Below are 21,326 nucleotides of genomic sequence, written 5' to 3' on the forward strand. Positions count from 1 at the left end.
CCCACGCGGCGGCTTCCGAAGCCGTCACGTGAGTCGCTCGCGGTCGACGAGGTGGGTGGCGAGCCGCTCGACGGCGCTCGCGAGCTCGGCCGGCTCGATGACAGATACCGGAGCAGTGAGCGCTATCTCGGCGATCGTCATCGCGAGCCTTCCGAGATCTTCGCTGCGGATTCCGATGACGCAGTGCTCTGCGTGATCCTCCCGCAGAGTGTGGTCGGCCCACCGGAGGACGCCCTCGATCTCGGCGTACGGCATGTGGATGACGAGGGTCGCAGCGTGATCGCGGGCCGTGCGGCCGATCGATCTCGCGACGAACTCGGCGGCGTCTCCTCCGGGAACCGTTCGGGGCGGGAAACGAGTGCCGACGGGTCGCGGCGCCTGGATGCGGTCGAGTCGGAACGTTCTCCAGTCGCCACGATCTCGGTCCCACGCGACGAGATACCAGCGACGCCCGGCTGTGACGAGCTGATGCGGCTCGACGTGCCGTCTGCTGCGCTCTTCCCGGGTTCGCCGATAGTCGAACCGCACATGCTCGTGGTCGCGACATGCTGCGGCGAATACGCTCAGCGACTCCGGATGGATGACGTCGTCGTCTACCGCCCGCCTCAGGGAGGCGACACTCGAGTGCAGCGCCGACACCCGTCGACGAAGCCGGTGAGGCAGAAGCGCTTCGATCTTCGCCAGAGCGCGCAGTGATGTCTCCTCGATCCCGCTGATCACGGCTTCCGCGGCATAGCGCAAGCCGATCGCCACCGCGACGGCCTCCTCGTCGTCGAGGATCAGCGGCGGCACATGCGCTCCCGTCGCGAGCCGGTAGCCGCCGTACCTCCCCGAGGTGGAATCGACCGGGTAGCCGAGCTCGCGAAGGCGGTCGAGGTCTCGCCGCACCGTTCGTTCGGTCACCCCGAGCCGAGCCGCCAGTTCCGCACAGGGCCAGAAGCGGTTGGTCTGCAGAAGCGACAACAACTGCAGGGCTCTGCCCGTGGGATTGGTTCTCATGATCTCAGCCTGCCGAGGATCTAGGACATCCGGTGTCCAGAATGCTTCGTACGGTCCGAGTAGCCGCCGATCCAGACCCGCGATCGGTGCCGAACTCAGAGGAGCATCCATGAAGCTGTCCGACTTCCCCGACCCCACCCTTATCCCGGTCAACGGCGTTGAACTCGAAGTCTTCGAGGCCGGGCGAGAGAATGCCGGGAACCCTGTCGTGCTCTGCCACGGATGGCCCGGGCATGCCTCCGTCTGGCGGCATCAGGTGCCAGCGCTCGTCGCTGCGGGGTACCACGTCATCGTCCCGAACCAGCGCGGCTACGGCAACTCCTCGCGGCCGGCTGACGTGACGGCCTACGACATCGGACACCTCTCGGGTGACCTCGTCGCACTTCTCGATCACTTCGGATACGACAGGGCGGTCTTCGTCGGTCACGACTGGGGCGCAAGCGTCGTCTGGGGGCTGACTCTGCTGCATCCCGACCGCGTGGACAAGGTGATCAATCTGAGCCTGCCCTATCAGGAACGTGGAGAGGTTCCGTGGATCGAACTCATGGAAGCCGTGCTCGGTGGTGACTTCTACTTCGTCCACTTCAATCGACAGCCCGGCGTCGCAGACGCCGTCTTCGATGAGAACACGTTCCCGTTCCTTCGCAACCTGTATCGGAAGAACGAACCCCCTCGGCAGCCTCAGCCGGGGATGGCGTTCATCGATCTCGCCCGAGCGGAGGCACCACTCGGCGATCCCGTCATGAGCGACGAGGAACTCGACGTTCTCGTCTCGGCTTTCGAAACCTCGGGATTCACGGGCGGCGTGAACTGGTACAGGAACCTCGACCGCAACTGGCACCTGCTCGCCGATGTGGACCCGATCATCCTCCACCCCGCACTCATGATCTACGGCGACAGAGACATGGTGCAGAAATCCGAAACGCTTGCGGACTTCGTGCCGAACGTCGACGTCGTCAGTCTCGACTGCGGGCACTGGATCCAGCAGGAAAAGCCCACCGAACTCAACGAGGCGATCGTGAGTTGGCTGCGACGACAGGACGCGACGCGCGATCAGTGATCCGTCCTCGGAGCCTCTGGTGAGGCATGACAGTCGCGGAATTCCGCGGATGTCATGCCTCACCTCACGGGATCTCCGATGAGACACGACAGTCGCATCGATCCCGGTTTCCGTCGTGCCGCACGTCTCCCTCAGGTCACGATCCAGCGTCGTGACAAAAAACTCATTGAGATTTCCCAGGTTTCGCGAAAGCATACGGTTCGTGCGCAATCTTGGTTGCGTCGGCCGCGGGACAGTACGTGGCACACAGGGGGAGAGGGACCATCGATGCTTGGTGCAGGGCTATTTCGAGGGACGTCGAAGCGTCGGGATCGACGAACGCGCGACGATGCAGCGCGCCAGGAACGGCGCTTGCTCGCACCGGCGCGACCGATCGCGGTGGCTCTCACTGCTGCCCTGGTCGGGGGCGTGCTCTCGATCGGCGCGGGAGCCCTCAACCCGGCGCCGGCCCAGGCCGCGCTGCTCGACCCGCTGACCTGTGGAGCGGTGTACGGGCTGGACCAGAGTCCCGCCGGTGCTGGTGCCAACCAGCACAACATCTACTCGCTGAACACGGCCAGCGGTGCCCTGACGGTGAACAACGTGGTCACGACCACGAATCTCCTCAACGCTTTGGCTGCCGACGGGGAGAAGGGGTTCTTCTGGATGGCCCAGCAGGCCACCAACCAGACGACGACCTCGATCACTCGGGTGAACGCGAGCACGGGAGCGACGACCACATCTTCCGTCTTCACTCTGACCGGGCTTCCCGCAACCAACGGCGGCATCGTGATGGGTGCCTACAGCCCCACCGCAGACATCTACTACTACGGCGTCGTCTCATCGTCCGTGCTCTACATCTACGGGTGGAACACCATCACCAACGCGGCGATCCCGGGGATCATCGCGCGAGTCTCGCTCGGCGCAGGTAACAACGGCGACTTCGCCTTCGACACCAGCGGGCGCCTCTACATCGTGAGCGCCGGTCTTCTGCTGTCGGTGGACACTCCGATTCCCACTACCGGGACGGCGACGGGTCCGCTTCTCCCCACGACGTCGATCGCAAGTCCTCCCGGCGGATCGCTCGGTTCGGTGGCCTTCGGCAGCGACGGCCTGCTCTACCTGGCAGGGGTCCCCGCCGGCGGTACCGAACGGGTTCGCTACGCGGTGAACCCGTCATCGGGCCAGGTGCTCTCGACCGTGACCATGACACCGACTACGAACACCGTCGGTGACTTCGCTTCGTGCGCCTCCCCGAACGTGATCCGCGTGATCAAGGACCTTCCTTCAGGGCGAGTTCAGCCGGGCGACCAGTTCACCGTGTCGGTGACCGGAGGCGAGATCTCTCAGGGAAACGTGGGCACGACGGCGGGGACCGACACCGGCCTGCAAGACACGCCTGCAGAGATCGCCGGTCCGGTGATCGGCACGGCGGGCGTGACATACAACATCTCCGAGGTCGGAGCGAACGGCACGGTGCTGAGCACCTATGACACGGTCTGGACATGCTTCGATTCCGTGAGCCAGACCACCCTGGCGTCTGGGACGACGTCGTCGGGATCGTTCACGATGCCCGACAACGGGTTCGCGGGATCCGATGTCCTGTGCACGTTCAGCAACGAGGCAGCACCGCCAGCGCTGGAAGTGACGAAGACTTCGGACGCGACCGCGGATACGCGTGCGGGAGACACGGTCACCTACACGGTGTCGGCGACCAACACGGGCCAGAGCGACTACACGAACGAACTCCCTGCCGTCGTGTTCGACGACCTGTCCGGCATCCTCGACGACGCCACCTACAACGACGATGCCGCATCCTCTCTCGGGTCCGTCCCCTCGTACTCCTCGCCGTTGCTGAGTTGGACCGGGCCCCTCGCCGTGGGAGCAACGGTCGAGATCACCTACACGGTGACACTGAACAACTCCGGTAACGGGGTCGTGCGCAACGTCGCGTGGCAGCCGAATGACCCGGGCAACCCCGTGACGCCCGCATGCGATCCTCCTGTGAACGGGCAGGATCCGGTGACGGGTGAACCGTGCGCAGTGGTCGAGTATGAGCTTCCGCGTCTGACGATCTCCAAGTCTGCGGATCAGACGGATCTCCCTGCTGTCGGAGGGGACGTGACCTACACGATCACCGTGACCAACCCCGGTCCCGGCGACTACGCCGCCGCAGCTCCTGCAACCGCCACCGATGACCTCTCCGGGGTTCTGGATGCGGCGACCTTCGATGACGCGTCGCTGAGCGCCGACGTGGGAACAGCGACCCGCAACGGGAACACGCTGTCGTGGTCTGGCGCGCTGGCCGCGGGGCAGACGGCGACCATCACCTACACAGTCACCTACACGGGTGGGGGCGACAACCGACTCACGAACAACGCCTGCGTCCCCTCGGACCAGGTTGCTCCCGGGGCTCTCGCGTGCGATTCGGTCACCATTCCCGGTGCTGCGCTGCAGCAGTGGAAGGCCGCGACGCCGTCGTCTAACCCGGTCGTCGCCGGATCGACGATCACCTACACGCTGTACTTCGACAACGACGGACAGACCGCTGCGACGGTCGATGCCGTCGACGACCTGACCTTCGTGCTCGACGACGCCACGGTGACGACCGAGCCGACCTCTGCGAACGGCCTCACCGTCGCACGCAACGGTGCGCAGATCTCGATCACCGGTTCGGTGCCCGTCGGCCAGGTGTACACAGTGACTTACACGGTGACCGTCCTTCCTGACGACGAGCGCGGGGACAGCGTCGCCACCAACTTCCTCCTCGCTCCGGGCGACACTCCGCCGACGGATGGGGAGTGTGTTCCGACCGATCCGGACGCCCCCGACTGCACGTCGACGCCGATCACCGGCATCACGTACGCGAAGTCCGTCGTGGCCTCGGAGACCCCGGTTCGTGAGGGCACCGAGCTCACCTACTCCGTCACGATCACGAACACCGGTGCGACTTCGGTCGATATTCTCCGTGACGACAACCTCAGCGACGTTCTCGACGACGCCACGCTCACCGGCGCCCCGGAATCGGACACCGGGTCGGTGACGGTTGCGGGTCCGATCGGAGACGTGCTGGAGCTGCGGGGGACTCTTGCGGCCGGTGCCACGGCTGTCGTGACCTATACGGTGACGGTCAATGCGTCGGATGCTCGAGGCAACAGCCTGGCGAACAACTTCCTCGTTCCCCCGGGGACCACTCCGCCGGAGGCCTGCGACCCCGCGACCGAGCAGTGCACCAGCACGCCGATCCAGGGCTACACGGTCACCAAGACGGCCGACGTCACCTCCGCCACTCCGGGAGCTGTCGTGACGTACACGGTCACGCTGGTGAACACAGGTGCCGTGGCGTTCACCGACGGATCTCCGGCGACGTTCACGGATGACCTCTCCGAAGTCCTCGATGACGCCGTCTACAACAGCGATGTGTCTCCTGGCGGGACCGTCGCAGGATCCGATCTCTCCTGGGCTGGTCCGCTCGCGGTAGGGGCGACGGTGACCGTGACGTACTCGGTCACTGTGAATGATCCGCGAACCGGTGACGGCACGATGACGAACGCCGTCGTGCCCACCGCTCCCGGCGGGGACTGCGACCCCGCGGGCGCCTGCGTCACAGAGACGCCGATCTCGTCGTTCATGGTCTCCAAGACCGCGGACGTCGCTACGGCGATCCCTGGAGATGTCGTCTCCTACACCGTCACCGTCACGAACACCGGCGAAGTCGACTACACGGACGCCACGCCGGCATCGTTCTCGGACGACCTGTCGGGGGTGTTGGATGACGCCACGTACAACGGCGACGTCTCCGCTGGCGGTGCGATCACCGGCTCCACTCTGACCTGGGCTGGAGCACTTGCAGTGGGTGCCAGCGTCGAGGTGACGTACTCGGTGACGGTCAACGACCCGATCACCGGTGATCGGAGCCTCCTGAACGTGGTCACGCCCACCGCTCCTGGCGGCGAGTGCGACCCCGACGAGGAGTGCACCACGACGACCCCGGTGGCGTCGTACACGGTGAACAAGACTTCCGACCAGGCGACGGCACTGCCCGGCGGCGTCGTCACCTACACGGTGACGGTCACGAACAACAGCGACGTGGATTACACCGCCACCGCACCGGCAACGTTCACGGACAACCTGGCGGGGGTGCTCGATGACGCCGTCTACAACGACGACGCCTCGTCCGGGGCAACGGTCACAGGCAACGTCTTGACCTGGTCCGGAGCCCTCACGGCAGGGCAGAGCATCGAGGTCACTTACTCCGTCACCGTGGATGACCCCGTGACTGGAGACTTCGTTCTCCGGAACGCCGTCACCCCGACGGGCCCGGGCGGGACCTGCATCGAGGCCTGCGTGGTGGAGACGCCGATCGGGTCGTTCCGGGTCGTGAAGTCGACGGATACGACCGACGTCGTCCCCGGTGACGTGATCGAATACTCGATCACGGTGACCAACACAGGGCAGGTCGCGTACACCGACGTGTCGCCGGCTTCCTTCACGGACGACCTTTCGGCCGTGCTCGACGACGCGACATACAACGGGGACGGTGCGAGCAGCACGGGAAGCGGTGTCACGTACACGGCCCCGACCCTCGCTTGGTCGGGTGCACTGGGCGTCGGTGAGACGGTCACGGTCACCTACTCGGTGACGGTGAACGACCCCGCCACGGGAGACAGGCAGCTCGACAACGCCGTCGTCACCCCACCTGGCACGGGCGGCAACTGCGCACCCGGGTCCACGGACCCGGCCTGCGTCGAGAACGTTCCTGCGGGGACCTTCAGCATCGAGAAGTCGGTGAGCCCGGCAACGGCGCTTCCGGGTGATGTCGTCACCTACACGGTGACGGTGACCAACACGGGGCAGATCGCGTTCACCGATGACGAGCCTGCTTCGTTCTCGGATGACCTGTCGCGCGTGCTCGACGACTCGTCGTACAACGATGACGTGTCTCCTGGCGGTGCTGTCGCGGGGACGACTCTGACATGGTCGGGTTCGCTGGCGGTCGGCGAGGTCGTGGAGGTCACCTACTCGGTCACCGTCGATGACCCTGTGACGGGCGACTTCTCGCTTCGGAACGTCGTCACCCCGACCTCTCCCGGCGGGGAATGCGTCGAAGACGGGTGCGTCACGGTCACCCCGGTGGCCGGGTACACGGTCCGGAAGACCTCCGATGCCGAGAGCATTGTCCTCGGTGGGGTCGTCACGTACTCGGTGACCGTCACGAACGTGGGCAACGTCGCATACACCGACGCACTCCCCGCGACCTTCGCGGACGACATGTCCGGCGTACTCGACGACGCCACTTACAACGACGATGCGACGGCGGGCGCGACGCTCTCCGGAACCGAGTTGACGTGGGCAGGCCCTCTCGAGATCGGCGCCACATCGACAGTCACATACTCCGTGACCGTGAACCAGCCGGCAACCGGTGACAAGTTGCTGCGCAACGCGGTCGTCGCAGACGGACCCGGCGGCGGTTGTGGGACCGAGAACGGCTGCGAAACGGTGACACCGGTCGCGACGTACAAGGTTGCGAAGACCGTCTCGAGCTCCACCGCGACGGTCGGCGATCGACTGACCTACACGATCACCGTGACGAACACGGGCCAGGTGCCGTACACCGAAGATGCGCCCGCGTCCTTCACCGACGACCTCACGTCGGCTTTGCGCATCGCCACCTACAACGGTGATGCGAGCAGCGGGGCAGTCTATGACGCTCCCGTCCTCTCTTGGCAGGGAGCGGTGGATGTCGGCGCGAGCGTCACGGTGACCTACTCGGTCACCGTGCGGGAGGTCGGAAAGATCCGGAACGTCGTGGTCACCCCGGATGGTTCCGGTGCGAACTGCCCGACGGCGTCGGAAGACCCCGCCTGTCAGACGCTCACCACTGTAGTGCCGCCCCTCGCCGTCACTGGCGGCGCCCTGTGGGTCGGCGGTGCCGTCGGGGCAGCTGTGCTGCTCACTCTCGGCCTGTGGCTCGTCGCCCGCCGGCGACGTGAGGACGCGGAGACAACCACCCAGGCGTGAGTCGTGTGCTCGGGTAGTGGCCCACCACTACCCGAGCACACGTCGGGTCACGCGGGCCGCGTCGATCCGGTATCTCGACCGGCATGGTCCCGCACCCGTCGCCATCCCGCATGGATGGCGACCGCGGCCGTATGGGTTCCGTCTGCACGGGTGCTTCCCGCGCGCGGCCGGAGCAACGTGGGAGGCATGTCCGTCATCTCCCGTCCTCCCTTCCCCTCAGGCTCAACGGCATCGAGGGCAGCGCGCCCTCCGCGGTGGGGCTACCTGTCGAGGTCTGTGAGCCATTACGGCACCGTCGCGTGCGTGCTCGCGGTCTATCCGCCGGATTCCACAGACGAAGAACTCCGCCTCGCGCAGGCCCACCGCTGGTACACGCCGCTGTCGCTCGGCGGCGGTGTCGTGGCGTGGGTGGTGCTGTGCGCGGTGGGGATCTCTCCGTTGCTTGCGGCCGCGCTCCTGCTGGCCGCCCTGCTTCCGATCGGCATCGCGCTCTCTCGGCGGTCGCGCGACATCCGCCACCGCACGGTCACCGTCTCCGCATGCAGAGCGGGCCTCGGCGAAGACACCGAGGCCGAGCGCGCCCAGCAGCTTCGCCTCGACAGCCTCGCCGAGGCGCTGGGCGATGCCGCACTCGCGTGCCGCCAGGGCGTGATCGACCGCGACCGCTTCGACCGCATCTGGGCGGCGGCGTACGCGCAGGCCGCGGCCATCGCCGCCACCTCGGCGCGGTGACGCTCACTGGAAAGAGGAAGAGCCCGCCGGCAGCCGATCAGTCGTCGCCCGGGTCGCTCTGATACTTGCGACACGCCCCGCCCGCCGCCTCGGCCTCTTCGGCGTCGCCCTTCTCTGCGCACGGGTTCTCGCGAGGGACGACCTGGCTGAGCGAGAGGGTTCCCGTGCAGGCGAAGACGACGAGGTCGCCGGGCGCACAGGCCCGCGGAAGTCGTGCCTTCAGCCGGGTGCCGTCACTCGCCGTCTGCAGGGTCGTCGGCGCGAGATCTCGGGCATGTGGAGAGTGCAGAAGGTCGATGTGGGTGACCAGAGGCGCGAGCGCATCCAGGGCGCAGTCGACCGTCACCACGACCTCGCGGTGCCAGCCGTGGGGCTCTTCGCGAGCGACGATCCGCGCCACCACCAGCGTCACGTGCGCATCGGCCTCGGGGTGAACGGCGGACGGGCCCGTCGGTGCGATCAGCACGCAGGGGGTGCGCCGCTCTCGTGCGAGATCGGTCAGTGAACGTCCGGCGACCACGATGTCGTGTGCACGGACTTCCGTGTCGGTCGGCCACAGCTTCCGCACGTCGCGTCGCGGGTCGTTCCACACGAAGGCCGTCGAGTGCAGGACGGTGTGCAGCACGGTCATCGCGACGCCTCCACCTGGAGCGCCGCGGCGCCCCCAGCGCGCGGCCGCACGCTTCGCAGCGTGACGGCGCCGATGCAGGGGACGACCAGGAGATCGCCCTCTCGAAGGTCGGACGGAAGGGCGGCGACCGGGTGCGGCCATGCCACGCCGCCCTCCTCGCCGGGGATCAGCTCGATACGCATCGTCTTCGCCGAAGAAGCCCTGCCGATGAGGCGGCATTCCTCCCACGCCGCATCGACGCCGTCGAACGAGCAGTCCGTGAGGGCGATGCGCTTGTCCTCCTGGGTGTCGACACGCAGGGTGATGCGGAACAGCAGCACGGTCACATCGGTGCCCGTGCCGGGGATCGGCAGGTCTCCGGTGAGCACGGCGGGCGAGCCGCTGATCTCGAACAGACGCATCAGCGAGATGCCGCCCACCACGACGTCGGTGGTCGTGGGCTCCGAATGGGTCGGCCACCTCCAGCGGTCGAGGGGAGTGGGGATGCTCCGTCGCAGCGTGGGAAGGATCTCGGTGAGGGTCATGTCTCCGTCCTACGCTTGCGTGAACGTGCCGATGAAGGAGCCTGACGGAACGCATGCGCCTCCGCCCTGTTCGCTCACGAAGTCCCCACTTCGTCGACACGGCGCAGACCTGCCGAGGCCGGCATGACAGGATCGGGACATGAGCGCACAGGACATCCTCTTCGTCGGCGGCAGTGGGGTCATCAGCGCGGCATCCGTGGAGCGCGCGGTGGAACTCGGGCATCGGGTCGCCGTGCTCAACCGCGGGCGGTCCGAGGAGAGGCCGCTGCCGGAAGAGGTCGAGCTGCTGCAGGGCGACATCCGCGACACAGAATCGGTGCAGGCTGCGCTCGGAGACCGGGAGTTCGACGTCGTGGCGCAGTTCACGGCCTATACGCCCGCCCACGTGCAGGCCGACATCGACCGCTTCGCCGGCCGGACGGGCCAGTACGTCTTCATCAGCTCCGCATCGGCGTATCAGAAGCCGCCGCTGCGCTTCCCGATCACGGAATCGACCCCGCTCCGCAACCCGTTCTCAGGGTATGCGCGAGACAAGATCGCCTGCGAGGCCGCCCTCACGACCGCCTATCGCGATCAAGGATTCCCCGTCACGATCGTGCGCCCGTCGCACACCTACGACCGCACCAGCATGCCCACGCTGGCGGGGTGGAACGACGTGGCGCGGATGCGCGCGGGGCGACCCGTCGTGGTGCACGGAGACGGCACTTCGCCATGGGCCATCACTCACACGACCGACTTCGCCGTGGGTTTCGTGGGGCTCTTCGGGCGTCGCGATGTGCTCGGCGAGGCCTTCCACATCATGGGAGACCAGGCCCCGACGTGGGATCAGATCTACACGTGGCTGGGTGAGGCCGCGGGAGTCCGTCCCGAGCTGGTGCACGTGTCCTCCGACACGATCGCCGCGGTCAGGCCCTCGCTCGCCGCGGACCTGCACGGCGACAGGGCGCATCCGATGGTCTTCGACACCACCAAGATCCGCCGCATCGTCCCCGAGTTCCGCACCCGTGTGCCGTTCTGGATCGGTGCGGAGGAGATCATCGCCTACCACGACGCCACGCCGGCCCGACAGGTCGTCGACGCCGGCCTCGACGCCGACCTGGATCGGATGATCGCAACGGTAAGCGTCTGATCCTCGACGTTCAGGGCTGGGTCGCGACTCCGATCGCGACCCGTTGCTCGGCGAGCGGGCAGCGGAAGACGTCGCGCTCGCCGAGTCCGACCCGGTTGATGTAGCGCACCACGATCGCGTAGGAGGTGAACAGCCCGACCTGCGTGTACTGCACGTCGTGCTCGCGGCAGTACTCGGCGATGATCGGAGCGGCGCGACGCAGGTGCGGGCGCGGCATCGAGGGGAACAGGTGGTGCTCGACCTGGTAGTTCAGGCCGCCCATCGCCATGTCGAGGAGCCGTCCGCCACGGATGTTCCTGCTCATCAGGACCTGCCGCCGGAGGAAGTCCAAGGTCATGTCTCGGGGCACCACCGGCATGCCCTTGTGGTTGGGGGCGAAGGCGATCCCCATGTAGAACCCGAACAAGCCCAGCTGCACCGCGAGGAACACGAAGGCGATGCCGGGGGAGAGCACGATGAACACCAGAACCAGGTAGCCGATCATGCGGACGCTCAAGAAAACGATCTCGGCCCACCTCCGCTCGAGGCGCCCTCGCACGAACATGCGCCGCACGCTCGACGCGTGCAGGGAGAGCCCCTCGAGAAGCAGGATCGGGAAGAACAGCACGCCCTGGTGTCCGCGCAGCCACGTGATGACCGGTCCCCGGTGTCTCGCCGCAGCCTCGGGGGAGACGGCGATGACGGGAAGCTCGATGTCGGGATCGGTCCCGAGCTTGTTCGGATTCGCGTGGTGACGGGTGTGCTTGTGCTGCCACCATCCGTAGCTCATGCCGACGAGGAGGTCGCCGAGGATGATGCTGATCCAGTCGTTCCAGCGACCGGACACGAAGATCTGCCGGTGCGCGGCGTCGTGACCGAGGAACGCGATCTGGGTGAACACGATCGCCAGGGCTGCGGCGGTGAACAGCTGCCACCAGGTATCGCCGATCCACACGAACGCGAGCAGGCATAGGCCCACCGCGATCGGGGCGGCGATGAGCTTCGTCCAGTAGTAGCCGTAGCGCCGCTGCAGGAGCCCGCGCTCGCGCACCCGCTGAGCCAGCTCGGTGAAGGTGCTCGTCGCCCGGACCGCGTTGCCGCGCGGACGGGTGTGGACGGTCGGACGGACGTCGTCCATGATGACCTCGTCTCCGGTGCCGCCCGAGGGCCGCACCGAGTTCTGCTACCCCGTCGTCATCGATTCCCGGTCGTCGTCGGAGGCGCCCCTCGCAGACGGTGGGTCCAGTTGGAGGCTACGCCTGAAACCTGCGTGCGCTCACAGGCTCGGACGACGTCCGTCGGAGCCGTGGCCCGGCCCTTCCGCCGAGCAACGTGCGCCGGCCGCGTTCCGGGTCGGGACCCTCTCGGGCGTCGTGCCGGATGCGATACATTGCATGCAGGTAAGATTTCAGGCTTTACTGCGTCGACGTGCTCGAGTGGAGGACAAAGCGGTGGCACTCTCAGGTGGACCCCTCGAGCGCAGGTCGATGAGCGATGAAGCGTACAACCGGTTGCAGGAAGCGATCATCAGCGGCGAGCTGCGTCCGGGAGAGCGGCTGCGCGACTACGAGCTCGCGGAACGTCTCGGCACCTCGAAGACCCCGATCCGCCATGCCCTCGACCGCCTGGCCGACCACGGCCTTGTCGAGATGCAGCGCAACCGCTACACCCGGGTCGCGCCGATCGATCTGGATCAGGTCCGCAATGCGGTCGACCTCTTCGGCGACATCTGGATCGGATCGGTGCGTCACGTGATGCCTCGGATCCAGGACGACGACACCGCCTACCTCGCCGAGCTCGCCGGGGAGATGTCGACAGCGGTGAAGGACCGTGACGTCGTCTGTTTCGGGGTCGCGCTTCGTGCGACCGCGACGGGTTTCGCGCGCATCGAGGGCAACGCCTCGCGGGCCGTCGTCATCGACCGCCTCGGGCCGCAGATCCGTAGGTTCAGCCAGCATGCGAAGGATGCGTTCGACTGGGATGTCGTCGGCGCCTTCGTCGTCTCGCTCCGCGAGGCGATCCTCGAGCGCGATGCGAGCAAGACCCGCGCCGTTCTGGTCGCCTTCTTCGACGACGCGCTCCCCGCCATCATCGATCGCGCCGAGGAGCAGGACCTCACCCCCTCCGGCGCCCCGGAGTAGCGGACCGCCTGCATGGCGCTTTCGGCAGATCCACAGGAATCGCAGAGGGTCTTCTCCTAATCTGGGATATCCCAAGGGGAGTACTCCGACACGGTGGGGTCGTCATTACGGATGCATGTCGCATCCCGGGCCACCGGTTCCATGTCTCATGGAATGGAGAAGACTTTGGCGGTACTGTCGTACCCCGAGTCTGGAGCCCTCATTTGGATATCACGCCGCTGATCTGGGTCATCACGATCGCGATCACGATCGCCTTCTTCGTCTACGAGTTCTTCGCCCACGTGCGCACGCCGCACGAGCCGACGATCGCGGAGTCGGCACGCTGGTCGATCTTCTACATCAGTCTCGCGCTGCTGTTCGGCGTCGGGATCGGCGTCTTCTCCGGATGGACGTTCGGTGGAGAGTACTTCGCCGGGTATCTGACCGAGAAGGCGCTGTCGATCGACAACCTCTTCGTTTTCCTCATCGTCATGACCGGCTTCGCCGTGCCGAAGAAGTATCAGCAGAAGGTGCTGATGATCGGCATCGTCATCGCGCTGATCCTCCGCGGCATCTTCATCGCCGTCGGCGCGACGCTCATCGAGAACTTCTCGTGGATCTTCTACCTGTTCGGTGCACTCCTGCTCGTGCTCGCCTACCGTCAGGCATTCAGCAACCACGAGAGCAACCCGGCCAACGGGCGATTCATGACGTTCGTGCGCCGTCACCTGCCCGTCAGCGACGAGTACAACGGCGACCGCCTCACCGTGGTGAAGAACGGCAAGCGCTTCGTCACGCCTATGCTCCTCACGATCATCGCGATCGGGTTCATCGACCTGGTGTTCGCCGTCGACTCGATTCCTGCGATCTACGGTCTCACCGACCAGGCCTACATCGTCTTCACGGCGAACGCCTTCGCGCTGATGGGTCTGCGCCAGCTGTACTTCCTCATCGGCGGACTGCTCGAGCGCCTCGTCTACCTGGCTCAGGGGCTCGCGGTCATCCTCGCCTTCATCGGCGTCAAGCTCGTGCTGCACGCGATGCACGTCAACGAGCTTCCGTTCATCAACGGGGGCGAGCCGATGCTGTGGGCTCCCGAGATCCCGATCTGGTTCTCGCTGCTGTTCATCGCCGCCACCATCACGATCGCGACCGTGGCCAGCCTTCTCAAGACGCGTCGGGCACCGGATTCCATTCCGGCCGGCGCCGACACCACCACCACTGACAAGGAGCACTCTTGAGCGCGCAGCGCTGTTCTGACTCTTCGGACTCTGACAGTACGGGCGCCCGGTTCATCCCGGGCGCTCACCCCACCACAGACGAGGCGGCCCGTTGATGGGCGACCTGCTCTGGAACATCGCCCTCGTCTTCGCGTTCGTGCTGATCGGCGGTGTCTTCGCTGCGACGGAGATGGCGCTGGTCACGCTGCGCGAGAGCCAGATCAACGCCATCGGTCAGCGCGGGCGCCGCGGGGCGAAGGTCGCCGCCCTCGCCCGCAACCCCAACACCTTCCTGTCGGCCGTGCAGATCGGTGTGACCGTCGCCGGGTTCGCCTCGGCAGCGTATGGTGCGACATCGATCGCCCCGTCGCTGGCACCGGTGCTGGAGTCGTGGGGCCTCGCCCCTGCTCTCGCGCTCACGGTCGCCACGCTCGTGCTCACCCTCGTGATCGCCTATCTGTCGCTGGTGCTCGGAGAGCTCGTGCCCAAGCGCCTCGCGATCCAGCGCAATGCGCAGTTCGCCTACGCGGTCGCTCCCGCACTCAACGGGTTCGCGACGGTCATGCGCCCGGTGATCTGGTTGCTGTCGGTCTCCACGAACGCCCTCGTCCGGCTGCTCGGCGGCGATCCGCACAAGACCAGCGACGAGATGACGGATGAGGAGGTGCGCGACATCGTGGCCAGCCATCAGGGGCTGCCCGATGACGAACGGCGCATCCTCGACGATGTGCTGTCCCTCCGGGGCCGCCAGGTCAGCGAGGTCATGCGACCACGGCCCGAGGTCGTCGCCCTCGACGAAGCCGCGAGCGTCGGCGAGGTGATGGCGCAGGTGCGCGACCTTCCGTTCTCGCGCTACCCCGTCTCGGAGACCTCGATCGACGACATCACCGGGTTCGTGCACGTGCGCGATCTCTTCGAGGCCGCATCCGACGATCCGACGCGTCCGCTGAGCGCGCTCATGCGGGACATCCCCTACATCCCCTCGACCGCACGTGTGCTGCCCACTCTGACGCGCATGCGGGCAGAGGGGCACCACATCGCGGTGGTCGTCGACGAGTACGGCGGGACCGACGGCCTGGTCACCCTGGAAGACCTCGTGGAGGAGGTCGTCGGTGAGATCTTCGACGAGTACGACGCCGAGGTCTTCATCTCGGCTGACGACGGCATCGACGGACGACTCAACCTGCAGGACTTCGAGGAGCTCACCGGGTTGTCGATGCCGCGCGGTTCGTCCGACACGATCGCCGGATTCGTGACGGAGCAGCTGGGGCGTCTCGCCGTCGTCGGCGACGTCGTGGAGGTGCCAGGCGCCACGATCCAGGTCGCGGAGCTCGATCGACGACGCATCGCCCGGGTGCGAGTCGTGACCGAACCGGTCGCCGAACCGGAGGCCTGAGCTCGAAAGTCGGCGGCGGAGACGCTCTCGGTACCGACAGGGATCAGGCCGGGAAGCGCACCCCGGTGATGCTCTCCGCCGCCGACCACAGAGCCGACCCGATGTCCGCGGAGCGCACCTCGTCGGAGGCTGCCACCCGTGCCGGCGCCCCGCGGAACTCGAGCAGTCCGTCAGGACCCCAGTAGTCCCCGCCGGCCACATCGGCCGCCGTGGCCGCATGCACGATCGGCAGCGCGCCGCCGTCCTTGCCCTGCACGAGCACGCGCGTCGGCGCGGCCAGGGCGCGGACGACGCCGGACACCGGGGCGAGACCCGCACGCGGCGGGGTGAGCGGATCGACTGCGTAGCCGGGGTGCGCGCACACCGCAGAGCGTGAGGAACCGGACCAGCGTCGTGCCAGCTCGAACGCGAAGGCCATCCAGGACGCCTTCGATCGTCCGTACTGGCGTAGCGAGGAGCCACTCCACGGGTCGTCGAGGGTGTCGGGGTCGAGGTGCGCGAAGCGATGGGCGATCGAGCCGACGGCGACCACTCGCGCATCCGGTGCGAGGAGCGGCTCGAGCTGTGCGACGAGGGCGAAGTGGCCGAGGAAGTTGGTGCCCACCATGAGATCGAATCCGTCGCTCGTGCGCTCCGATCGATCGGCAGCCTTCACCCCGGCGTTGCCGATGACCGCGTCGAGCTTCTCGTCCGCCTCCGCGGCCGCCCTGGCCACGCTGTCGAGGGAGCCGAGGTCGAGCGACAGCACGCGCAGGTCGGCGCCGGGCACCTGGCCCCGGATCGCGGTGACCGCGGTCCTGGCGCGCTCGGGGGAGCGGCACCACAGCAACACGCGCGCCCCCCGAGTGGCGAGCTGCTCCGCGCACCAGTAGCCGATGCCCGCGTTCGCGCCGGTGACCAGCACCGTGCGGCCGAGCAGGTCTCCGGGTGGTGGGGGAGCAGCATCCATCTCTCCAACCTAGGCGCAGGTCGTGCTGCTCGCCTCAGCGGTCGCTCTCGTGCTGGTCGTCGTCTTCGAGAAGCATGCCGACCGAGGTCGCGCAGGCGTCGCCCTTCCACGCCTCGATCCCCTCGCGTACCGCGAACGCGGCGATCACGAGCCCGGCGACCGCGTCGGCCCACCACCATCCGAGCAGGGAGTTGGCGACCAGGCCGACCAGCACCGCGGCGGAGAGATACGCACAGAGGAGCGTCTGCTTCGAGTCGGCGACCGCCGTGGCCGAGCCGAGCTCGCGACCCGCGCGGCGCTCGGCGAACGACAGGAAGGGCATGACGACGACGCTCACGGTGGTCAGGAGGATGCCGATCGTGCTGTGCTCCGGGCGTTCGGTGGTGACGAGAGCCGTCACAGACGTCGCCGTCACGTAGATCGCGAGGGCGAAGAACGCCACGCCGATCACACGCAGCGTCGGCTTCTCCCAGCGTGCGGGGTCGCGGCGGGTGAACTGCCAGGCGACGGCGGCCGCGGAGAGGACCTCGATCGTCGAGTCGAGGCCGAAGCCGATCAGCGCTGCCGAAGACGCGACGGATCCCGCACCGATCGCGATGACCGCCTCGATCAGGTTGTAGCCGATGGTGACGCCGACGATCAGACGGATGCGGCGGTGCAGGATGTCGCGCCGCGTTGCGGTGGCCGTGGTCATCAGCAGGTGCAGCCGTCGCCCGCGCAGCAGTCCGGCTCGACGATGAGCATGACACGCATGAGCATGTCGAGGGCCGGTGCGAGATGGCGGTCCGCGAGGCGATAGCTGCTGCGTCGACCGTCGGGGACGCTCTCGACGAGTCCGCAGCCGCGCAGGCACGCGAGGTGGTTCGACATGGCCTGGCGTGAGACGCCGAGGGCGTCGGCGAGATCGGCGGGATAGCGGGGCGCTTCGCGCAGTGCGAGCAGCACCCCGGCGCGGGTGGGATCCGAGAGCGCGTGCCCGAGTCGGGCGACGGCGGCCGTGTGGGTGAGCGAGGCGAGAGCGGTGGTCACGCACCCCACTGTACAGAAAAGGCTGAATTCAAGAGATCTTGAATTCAGCTCTTCCGTGACGGATCAGCGGATGGCGTACACCGCGCTTCCGACGATGACGGCGACGACGGTGGTCCATCCGATGATCGCCACCGCCTGCCAGAACAGGATGCGCGCCCTGCCGATGCCGGACGCGGCGAGCATCGTCGCGGTGAACTGCGTCGGCAGCAGGAGGGGTCCGAGCAGGCTGACCCCCGGCACGCCGTAGCGTTCGAACGCCCGCTGGAACTTCTCACGTCGGGCGCTTCCACGGCCCGTGTCCGAGACCTCCGCGACCGGCTCCTCGACCGTGCCCCCGCCGGCACCCGCGAGCGCTGCGGTCTTGGCGCGCGAACGGTTCACGACGGCCTGGCGCGCTCCCGAGCTCACCAGCACCACCACCAGGACGCAGAGGAAGTTGCCCACGATCGCGGCGATCGCGGCGATCACCGGGGAGATGCCGCCGAGGATGCCGATGCTCACCGCGCCCTCGCCCTCGATGAAGGGGACCGCGCCGGCGAGGGCGACGATGAGCGGCTGCACGAGCTCGGGGACCTGGGCCACCAGGTTCTGGAAGTTCTCGATGAGGTTCATGGGATGCTCCCGGTTGTCGGTGCGAACGGAGTCTCCGCCGCGATGACTCCAGTCCAGCCGAGCACGCCCTTCCGCGGCAGTGTCGGCCCGTCACCGCTTCCCGGGCGGATCGCACGACGAGACCGTGACAACTGTCACGGCCCTATCGTGGGAGCGTGACCCGCGTTCCCTCCGCCCTCGCCGCTGCGCCGGCACCAGGCTCCCGTCAGCTCGCGCGCGGCATCACCGCGACCTGGTGGTACACGGTGACGGCCGTGCTGTTCATCGAGCTCATGCTCGTCGGAGCGTGGACGGGCATCGCCGCCGCGGTCGATCTGCGCGGAGGCATTCTGCTGTTCGTCGGTCTCGGTGGTCTGCTCTGGTGCGCGTCGACGCTGATGCTGCTCCTGGACTATCGCCACCACCTCGATGCGGAACCGGGCGTGGCCTGGGGGCGGCTGGCCGTGCCGTTCGTCGTCGCGGTGGGCTACGGCGTGACGGCTGGTCTCCTCGTCGGCAGCTGGCAACTCGCCGCCATGCCGGTGGTGCAGTTCTTCGTCCTGCTGAGCTGGCCTCGCGGTGTGCGGGTGCGGGTCGTCGCCGCGGCGACCCTCCTCCTGATCGCGCTCGCCCTGGTCGACTCGTCGACGAGTGGTGTGGGAGTCGGGCTTCCCTGGTGGATGCCGGTCATCTACGGGGCGATGCTCCCCGGAATGAGTGTGAGCTCGCTGTGGTGGTGGGATGTGCTGGTGACCCTCGACCGCGCCAGGGCCTCTGAGGCCCGGCTCGCCGCGACCCAGGAGCGCCTGCGTGTGGCGACCGATGTGCACGACCTGCAAGGGCACCATCTCCAGGTCGTCGCGTTGCAGCTGGAACTCGCCGAGCGTCTGCTGCCGGACGACCCCGAGGCGGGGATGCAGCAGCTGCACGCGGCGCGGATCAGCGTCGACGAGGCGCGCCAGGGCACCAGAGACCTCGCGATGCGGTTCCGCTCTGTCCCGCTCGGAGACGAGCTGGCCAACGCCCGTGATCTGCTGACCGCGGCCGGACTGCAGGTGGATGCCGCGATCGATGCGGATGCCGATGCGGCGCCGGCGTCGGCTCTCGGACCCGTCATCCGGGAGACGACCACGAACGTCCTGCGGCACGGCGGCGGGGTGCATGCGCGCCTCGTGCTGACCCGGACCGCCGATGCGTGGCGCTACGAGATCGCGAACGATGTGGCGGTCGGTGCCGACATCGAACATGACGGCTCGGGTCTCGAGGGCGTGCGGCGGAGGATCGAGGAGGCGCATGGTTCCCTCGACGTGCGGCGCGATGCCGATGAGTTCGTCGTGGCCGTGACCGTGCCCTCGACTTCGGCGGAGGCGCGATGATCCGGGTGCTGCTCGCCGATGACGAAGGGATGATCCGCTCGGCCCTCGCGGCCCTGCTGCGGCTGGAGCCCGACATCGACGTCGTCGCAGAGTGCGCCGACGGCGAGCAGGCGGTCGCCGAGGCGCTGCGGCTGCGGCCCGACGTGTGTCTGCTCGACCTGGAGATGCCGGGCCTCGACGGCGTGCAGGTGGCCGAGAAGGTGAACAGGGCGATCGCGACGCGTTGCGTGGTCGTCACCCGTCATGCGCGTCCGGGGGTGCTGCGCCGTGCCCTGGCCTCCGGCGTGGCAGGGTTCCTGCCGAAGTCCCGCGGGGCAGACGAGGTCGCAGCGGTCATCCGCCGTGTCGCGGCCGGAGCCCGCTATGTCGACCCGGAGATCGCTGCGGACGCTCTGAGCGATGAGCGCTCGCCGTTGACGGATCGCGAGCTCGACGTGCTGCGGGCGGGCCGTCGTGGAGAGACGACCGGGCAGATCGCGCGGGCACTCTCGCTCGCTCCCGGGACCGTCCGCAACCACATCTCCGTCATCCTCGGGAAGCTCTCGGTCGGCACGCGTCAGCAGGCCGTGCTCATCGCCGAGGAACGCGGCTGGATCTGACGGCCGGTAGGCTGACGGACATGGGAACAATATGCGCTGCGCCCGTGATGGGGCGCACATTCGTCGTACGCGACCGCCGCGCCTGACGGCGCGCTCGCTCTTCGCACGCATCTGCGCGCCGTCCACCGAGATGTCATCGCACCTCGGGACGGGCAGTCCTCACTGACGCTCTCCGCGTCCTCCCTCCTTCGGGGTGCTCCGATTCTTCTTCTGGAGCGCACTCATGCCTCGTTCAATCCATGGCGGCCGTCACGAACTCGGCCAGAATTTCCTCACCCACCGTCCGACCCTCGCCCGCCTCTCCACCCTCGTCGGTTGCACCTCCGGCTCGATCCTGGAACTGGGATGCGGTGACGGCGCGCTGACCCGCGCACTCGCGGAACTGGGCAGGCCGCTCACCGCGATCGACGTCGACGAGCACCGCGTGCACCGACTGCGCAAGGCGCTGCCCGGAGTGCGGGTCGAGGTCGCCGATGCCACGCGGCACCCGTTCGATGCCGAGGTCGTCGTCGGCAACATCCCCTTCCACCTGACGACGCCGATCCTGCGGCGGCTGCTGTCGAGCGGGCACTGGAACGACGCAGTGCTCCTGACGCAGTGGGAGGTGGCGCGCAAGCGGTCCGGCGTCGGCGGCGGCACGATGATGACGGCGCAGTCGGCGCCGTGGTTCGAGTTCTCCCTCGAGGGCCGGGTGCCGGCGTGGGGGTTCTCGCCGCAGCCGAGCGTGGACGGCGGTCTGCTCGCGATCACCCGTCGTGGTTCACCCCTCGTGCCGGACGCCGACCGACGGGCGTACGACGCGTTCGTGCGGGCCATGTTCACGGGGCGCGGAGGTGGTCTCCCCGCGATCGTGGCGACAGCCGCCCGCCTCCCGATGCCGCGGGCGCGACGTGCGGTGGCGGCCTCGGGCGCAGGGGAGCGTCGCCTTCCGCGCGATCTGCGTCCGCAGGACTGGGCAGCGCTCTGGCATCAGGTCGCTCGAGGGTGACACG

At 67.7% G+C, this 21,326-nt stretch carries 18 protein-coding genes; 10 read left to right on the forward strand and 8 right to left on the reverse strand.

What is annotated here, in order from left to right; translation table 11 throughout:
• Positions 1-24: 24 nt before the first annotated feature.
• Positions 25-999, reverse strand: a complete 975-nt coding sequence (locus D514_RS20135) for a YafY family protein (RefSeq protein ID WP_031205315.1) — start codon at positions 997-999, stop codon at positions 25-27.
• A 109-nt stretch (positions 1,000-1,108) separates the two neighbouring features.
• On the opposite strand from D514_RS20135, the gene D514_RS20140 reads away from it, so the two are divergent.
• The 3 genes from D514_RS20140 to D514_RS20150 all read left to right on the forward strand — a co-directional run bounded on the left by D514_RS20140 (position 1,109) and on the right by D514_RS20150 (position 8,791).
• Positions 1,109-2,059: an alpha/beta fold hydrolase gene (locus D514_RS20140; RefSeq protein ID WP_017828063.1), complete on the forward strand. Its 951-nt coding sequence runs from the start codon at positions 1,109-1,111 to the stop codon at positions 2,057-2,059.
• A gap of 351 nt (positions 2,060-2,410) precedes the next feature.
• Positions 2,411-8,059, forward strand: a complete 5,649-nt coding sequence (locus D514_RS37930; RefSeq protein WP_017828064.1) for a DUF11 domain-containing protein — start codon at positions 2,411-2,413, stop codon at positions 8,057-8,059.
• Between the two features lie 186 nt (positions 8,060-8,245).
• A complete protein-coding gene (locus D514_RS20150) occupies positions 8,246-8,791 on the forward strand; it encodes a DUF6611 family protein (RefSeq protein ID WP_306413947.1) in 546 nt (181 codons plus the stop codon).
• A gap of 37 nt (positions 8,792-8,828) precedes the next feature.
• On the opposite strand, the gene D514_RS20155 is transcribed toward D514_RS20150, so the two are convergent.
• Positions 8,829-9,422, reverse strand: coding sequence for a hypothetical protein (locus D514_RS20155; RefSeq protein ID WP_017828066.1), 594 nt, complete (start codon positions 9,420-9,422; stop codon positions 8,829-8,831).
• The gene (locus tag D514_RS20160) at positions 9,419-9,946 is read right to left on the reverse strand and encodes a hypothetical protein (protein ID WP_017828067.1); all 528 of its coding nucleotides are present in this window, start codon (positions 9,944-9,946) and stop codon (positions 9,419-9,421) included. Before D514_RS20160 ends, D514_RS20155 begins: the two co-directional genes overlap by 4 nt.
• 139 nt (positions 9,947-10,085) lie before the next feature.
• Between D514_RS20160 and D514_RS20165 the strand changes: the two genes are divergently transcribed.
• Positions 10,086-11,075 carry an SDR family oxidoreductase gene (locus D514_RS20165; RefSeq protein WP_017828068.1) on the forward strand — a complete coding sequence of 330 codons (990 nt, stop codon included), beginning with the start codon at positions 10,086-10,088 and terminating at the stop codon, positions 11,073-11,075.
• A 10-nt stretch (positions 11,076-11,085) separates the two neighbouring features.
• On the opposite strand, the gene D514_RS20170 is transcribed toward D514_RS20165, so the two are convergent.
• Complete coding sequence (locus tag D514_RS20170) at positions 11,086-12,192, reverse strand: acyl-CoA desaturase (RefSeq protein ID WP_031205320.1); 1,107 nt, start codon at positions 12,190-12,192, stop codon at positions 11,086-11,088.
• Between the two features lie 349 nt (positions 12,193-12,541).
• Here D514_RS20170 and D514_RS20175 point away from each other — a divergent pair, with 349 nt between their 5' ends.
• From D514_RS20175 to D514_RS20185, 3 genes are all read left to right on the forward strand, one after another.
• On the forward strand, positions 12,542-13,195 hold the full coding sequence (locus D514_RS20175; protein ID WP_017828070.1) for a GntR family transcriptional regulator: 654 nt from the start codon (positions 12,542-12,544) through the stop codon (positions 13,193-13,195).
• A gap of 203 nt (positions 13,196-13,398) precedes the next feature.
• Positions 13,399-14,415 carry a TerC family protein gene (locus D514_RS20180; RefSeq protein ID WP_017828071.1) on the forward strand — a complete coding sequence of 339 codons (1,017 nt, stop codon included), beginning with the start codon at positions 13,399-13,401 and terminating at the stop codon, positions 14,413-14,415.
• Positions 14,416-14,509: 94 nt separating this feature from the next.
• Positions 14,510-15,790 (forward strand): hemolysin family protein, encoded by a 1,281-nt coding sequence (locus D514_RS20185; protein ID WP_017828072.1) that lies wholly within the window; start codon positions 14,510-14,512, stop codon positions 15,788-15,790.
• A gap of 43 nt (positions 15,791-15,833) precedes the next feature.
• On the opposite strand, the gene D514_RS20190 is transcribed toward D514_RS20185, so the two are convergent.
• From D514_RS20190 to D514_RS20205, 4 genes are all read right to left on the reverse strand, one after another.
• Positions 15,834-16,739: an SDR family NAD(P)-dependent oxidoreductase gene (locus D514_RS20190; RefSeq protein WP_017828073.1), complete on the reverse strand. Its 906-nt coding sequence runs from the start codon at positions 16,737-16,739 to the stop codon at positions 15,834-15,836.
• A 34-nt stretch (positions 16,740-16,773) separates the two neighbouring features.
• Positions 16,774-17,433, reverse strand: a complete 660-nt coding sequence (locus D514_RS20195; RefSeq protein ID WP_017828074.1) for a cation diffusion facilitator family transporter — start codon at positions 17,431-17,433, stop codon at positions 16,774-16,776.
• Positions 17,433-17,768 (reverse strand): helix-turn-helix transcriptional regulator, encoded by a 336-nt coding sequence (locus D514_RS20200; RefSeq protein ID WP_017828075.1) that lies wholly within the window; start codon positions 17,766-17,768, stop codon positions 17,433-17,435. The genes D514_RS20195 and D514_RS20200 overlap by 1 nt, the downstream gene beginning before the upstream one ends.
• A 63-nt stretch (positions 17,769-17,831) precedes the next feature.
• Positions 17,832-18,380, reverse strand: coding sequence for a hypothetical protein (locus D514_RS20205; RefSeq protein WP_017828076.1), 549 nt, complete (start codon positions 18,378-18,380; stop codon positions 17,832-17,834).
• Between the two features lie 155 nt (positions 18,381-18,535).
• On the opposite strand from D514_RS20205, the gene D514_RS20210 reads away from it, so the two are divergent.
• The 3 genes from D514_RS20210 (at position 18,536) to D514_RS20220 (ending at position 21,322) form a co-directional block, all read left to right on the forward strand.
• Positions 18,536-19,735 (forward strand): sensor histidine kinase, encoded by a 1,200-nt coding sequence (locus D514_RS20210; RefSeq protein ID WP_017828077.1) that lies wholly within the window; start codon positions 18,536-18,538, stop codon positions 19,733-19,735.
• Positions 19,732-20,334 (forward strand): response regulator transcription factor, encoded by a 603-nt coding sequence (locus D514_RS20215; protein WP_017828078.1) that lies wholly within the window; start codon positions 19,732-19,734, stop codon positions 20,332-20,334. The genes D514_RS20210 and D514_RS20215 overlap by 4 nt, the downstream gene beginning before the upstream one ends.
• A gap of 223 nt (positions 20,335-20,557) precedes the next feature.
• Entirely contained in the window at positions 20,558-21,322 is a 765-nt protein-coding gene (locus D514_RS20220; protein WP_017828079.1) for an rRNA adenine dimethyltransferase family protein, read from the forward strand.
• Positions 21,323-21,326 lie beyond the last annotated feature (4 nt).

Origin of the sequence: Microbacterium sp. UCD-TDU (assembly GCF_000340625.1) — a bacterium.
GTDB lineage: Bacteria > Actinomycetota > Actinomycetes > Actinomycetales > Microbacteriaceae > Microbacterium > Microbacterium maritypicum.

What these genes read in the sequence shown, in the direction of transcription:
- D514_RS20135 (WP_031205315.1), bottom strand. Translation starts at nt 999, where the DNA reads ATGAGAACCAATCCCACGGGCAGAGCCCTGCAGTTGTTGTCGCTTCTG.
- D514_RS20140 (WP_017828063.1), top strand. Translation starts at nt 1,109, where the DNA reads ATGAAGCTGTCCGACTTCCCCGACCCCACCCTTATCCCGGTCAACGGC.
- D514_RS20150 (WP_306413947.1), top strand. Translation starts at nt 8,246, where the DNA reads ATGTCCGTCATCTCCCGTCCTCCCTTCCCCTCAGGCTCAACGGCATCG.
- D514_RS20155 (WP_017828066.1), bottom strand. Translation starts at nt 9,422, where the DNA reads ATGACCGTGCTGCACACCGTCCTGCACTCGACGGCCTTCGTGTGGAAC.
- D514_RS20160 (WP_017828067.1), bottom strand. Translation starts at nt 9,946, where the DNA reads ATGACCCTCACCGAGATCCTTCCCACGCTGCGACGGAGCATCCCCACT.
- D514_RS20165 (WP_017828068.1), top strand. Translation starts at nt 10,086, where the DNA reads ATGAGCGCACAGGACATCCTCTTCGTCGGCGGCAGTGGGGTCATCAGC.
- D514_RS20170 (WP_031205320.1), bottom strand. Translation starts at nt 12,192, where the DNA reads ATGGACGACGTCCGTCCGACCGTCCACACCCGTCCGCGCGGCAACGCG.
- D514_RS20175 (WP_017828070.1), top strand. Translation starts at nt 12,542, where the DNA reads ATGAGCGATGAAGCGTACAACCGGTTGCAGGAAGCGATCATCAGCGGC.
- D514_RS20185 (WP_017828072.1), top strand. Translation starts at nt 14,510, where the DNA reads ATGGGCGACCTGCTCTGGAACATCGCCCTCGTCTTCGCGTTCGTGCTG.
- D514_RS20190 (WP_017828073.1), bottom strand. Translation starts at nt 16,739, where the DNA reads ATGGATGCTGCTCCCCCACCACCCGGAGACCTGCTCGGCCGCACGGTG.
- D514_RS20195 (WP_017828074.1), bottom strand. Translation starts at nt 17,433, where the DNA reads ATGACCACGGCCACCGCAACGCGGCGCGACATCCTGCACCGCCGCATC.
- D514_RS20205 (WP_017828076.1), bottom strand. Translation starts at nt 18,380, where the DNA reads ATGAACCTCATCGAGAACTTCCAGAACCTGGTGGCCCAGGTCCCCGAG.
- D514_RS20215 (WP_017828078.1), top strand. Translation starts at nt 19,732, where the DNA reads ATGATCCGGGTGCTGCTCGCCGATGACGAAGGGATGATCCGCTCGGCC.
- D514_RS20220 (WP_017828079.1), top strand. Translation starts at nt 20,558, where the DNA reads ATGCCTCGTTCAATCCATGGCGGCCGTCACGAACTCGGCCAGAATTTC.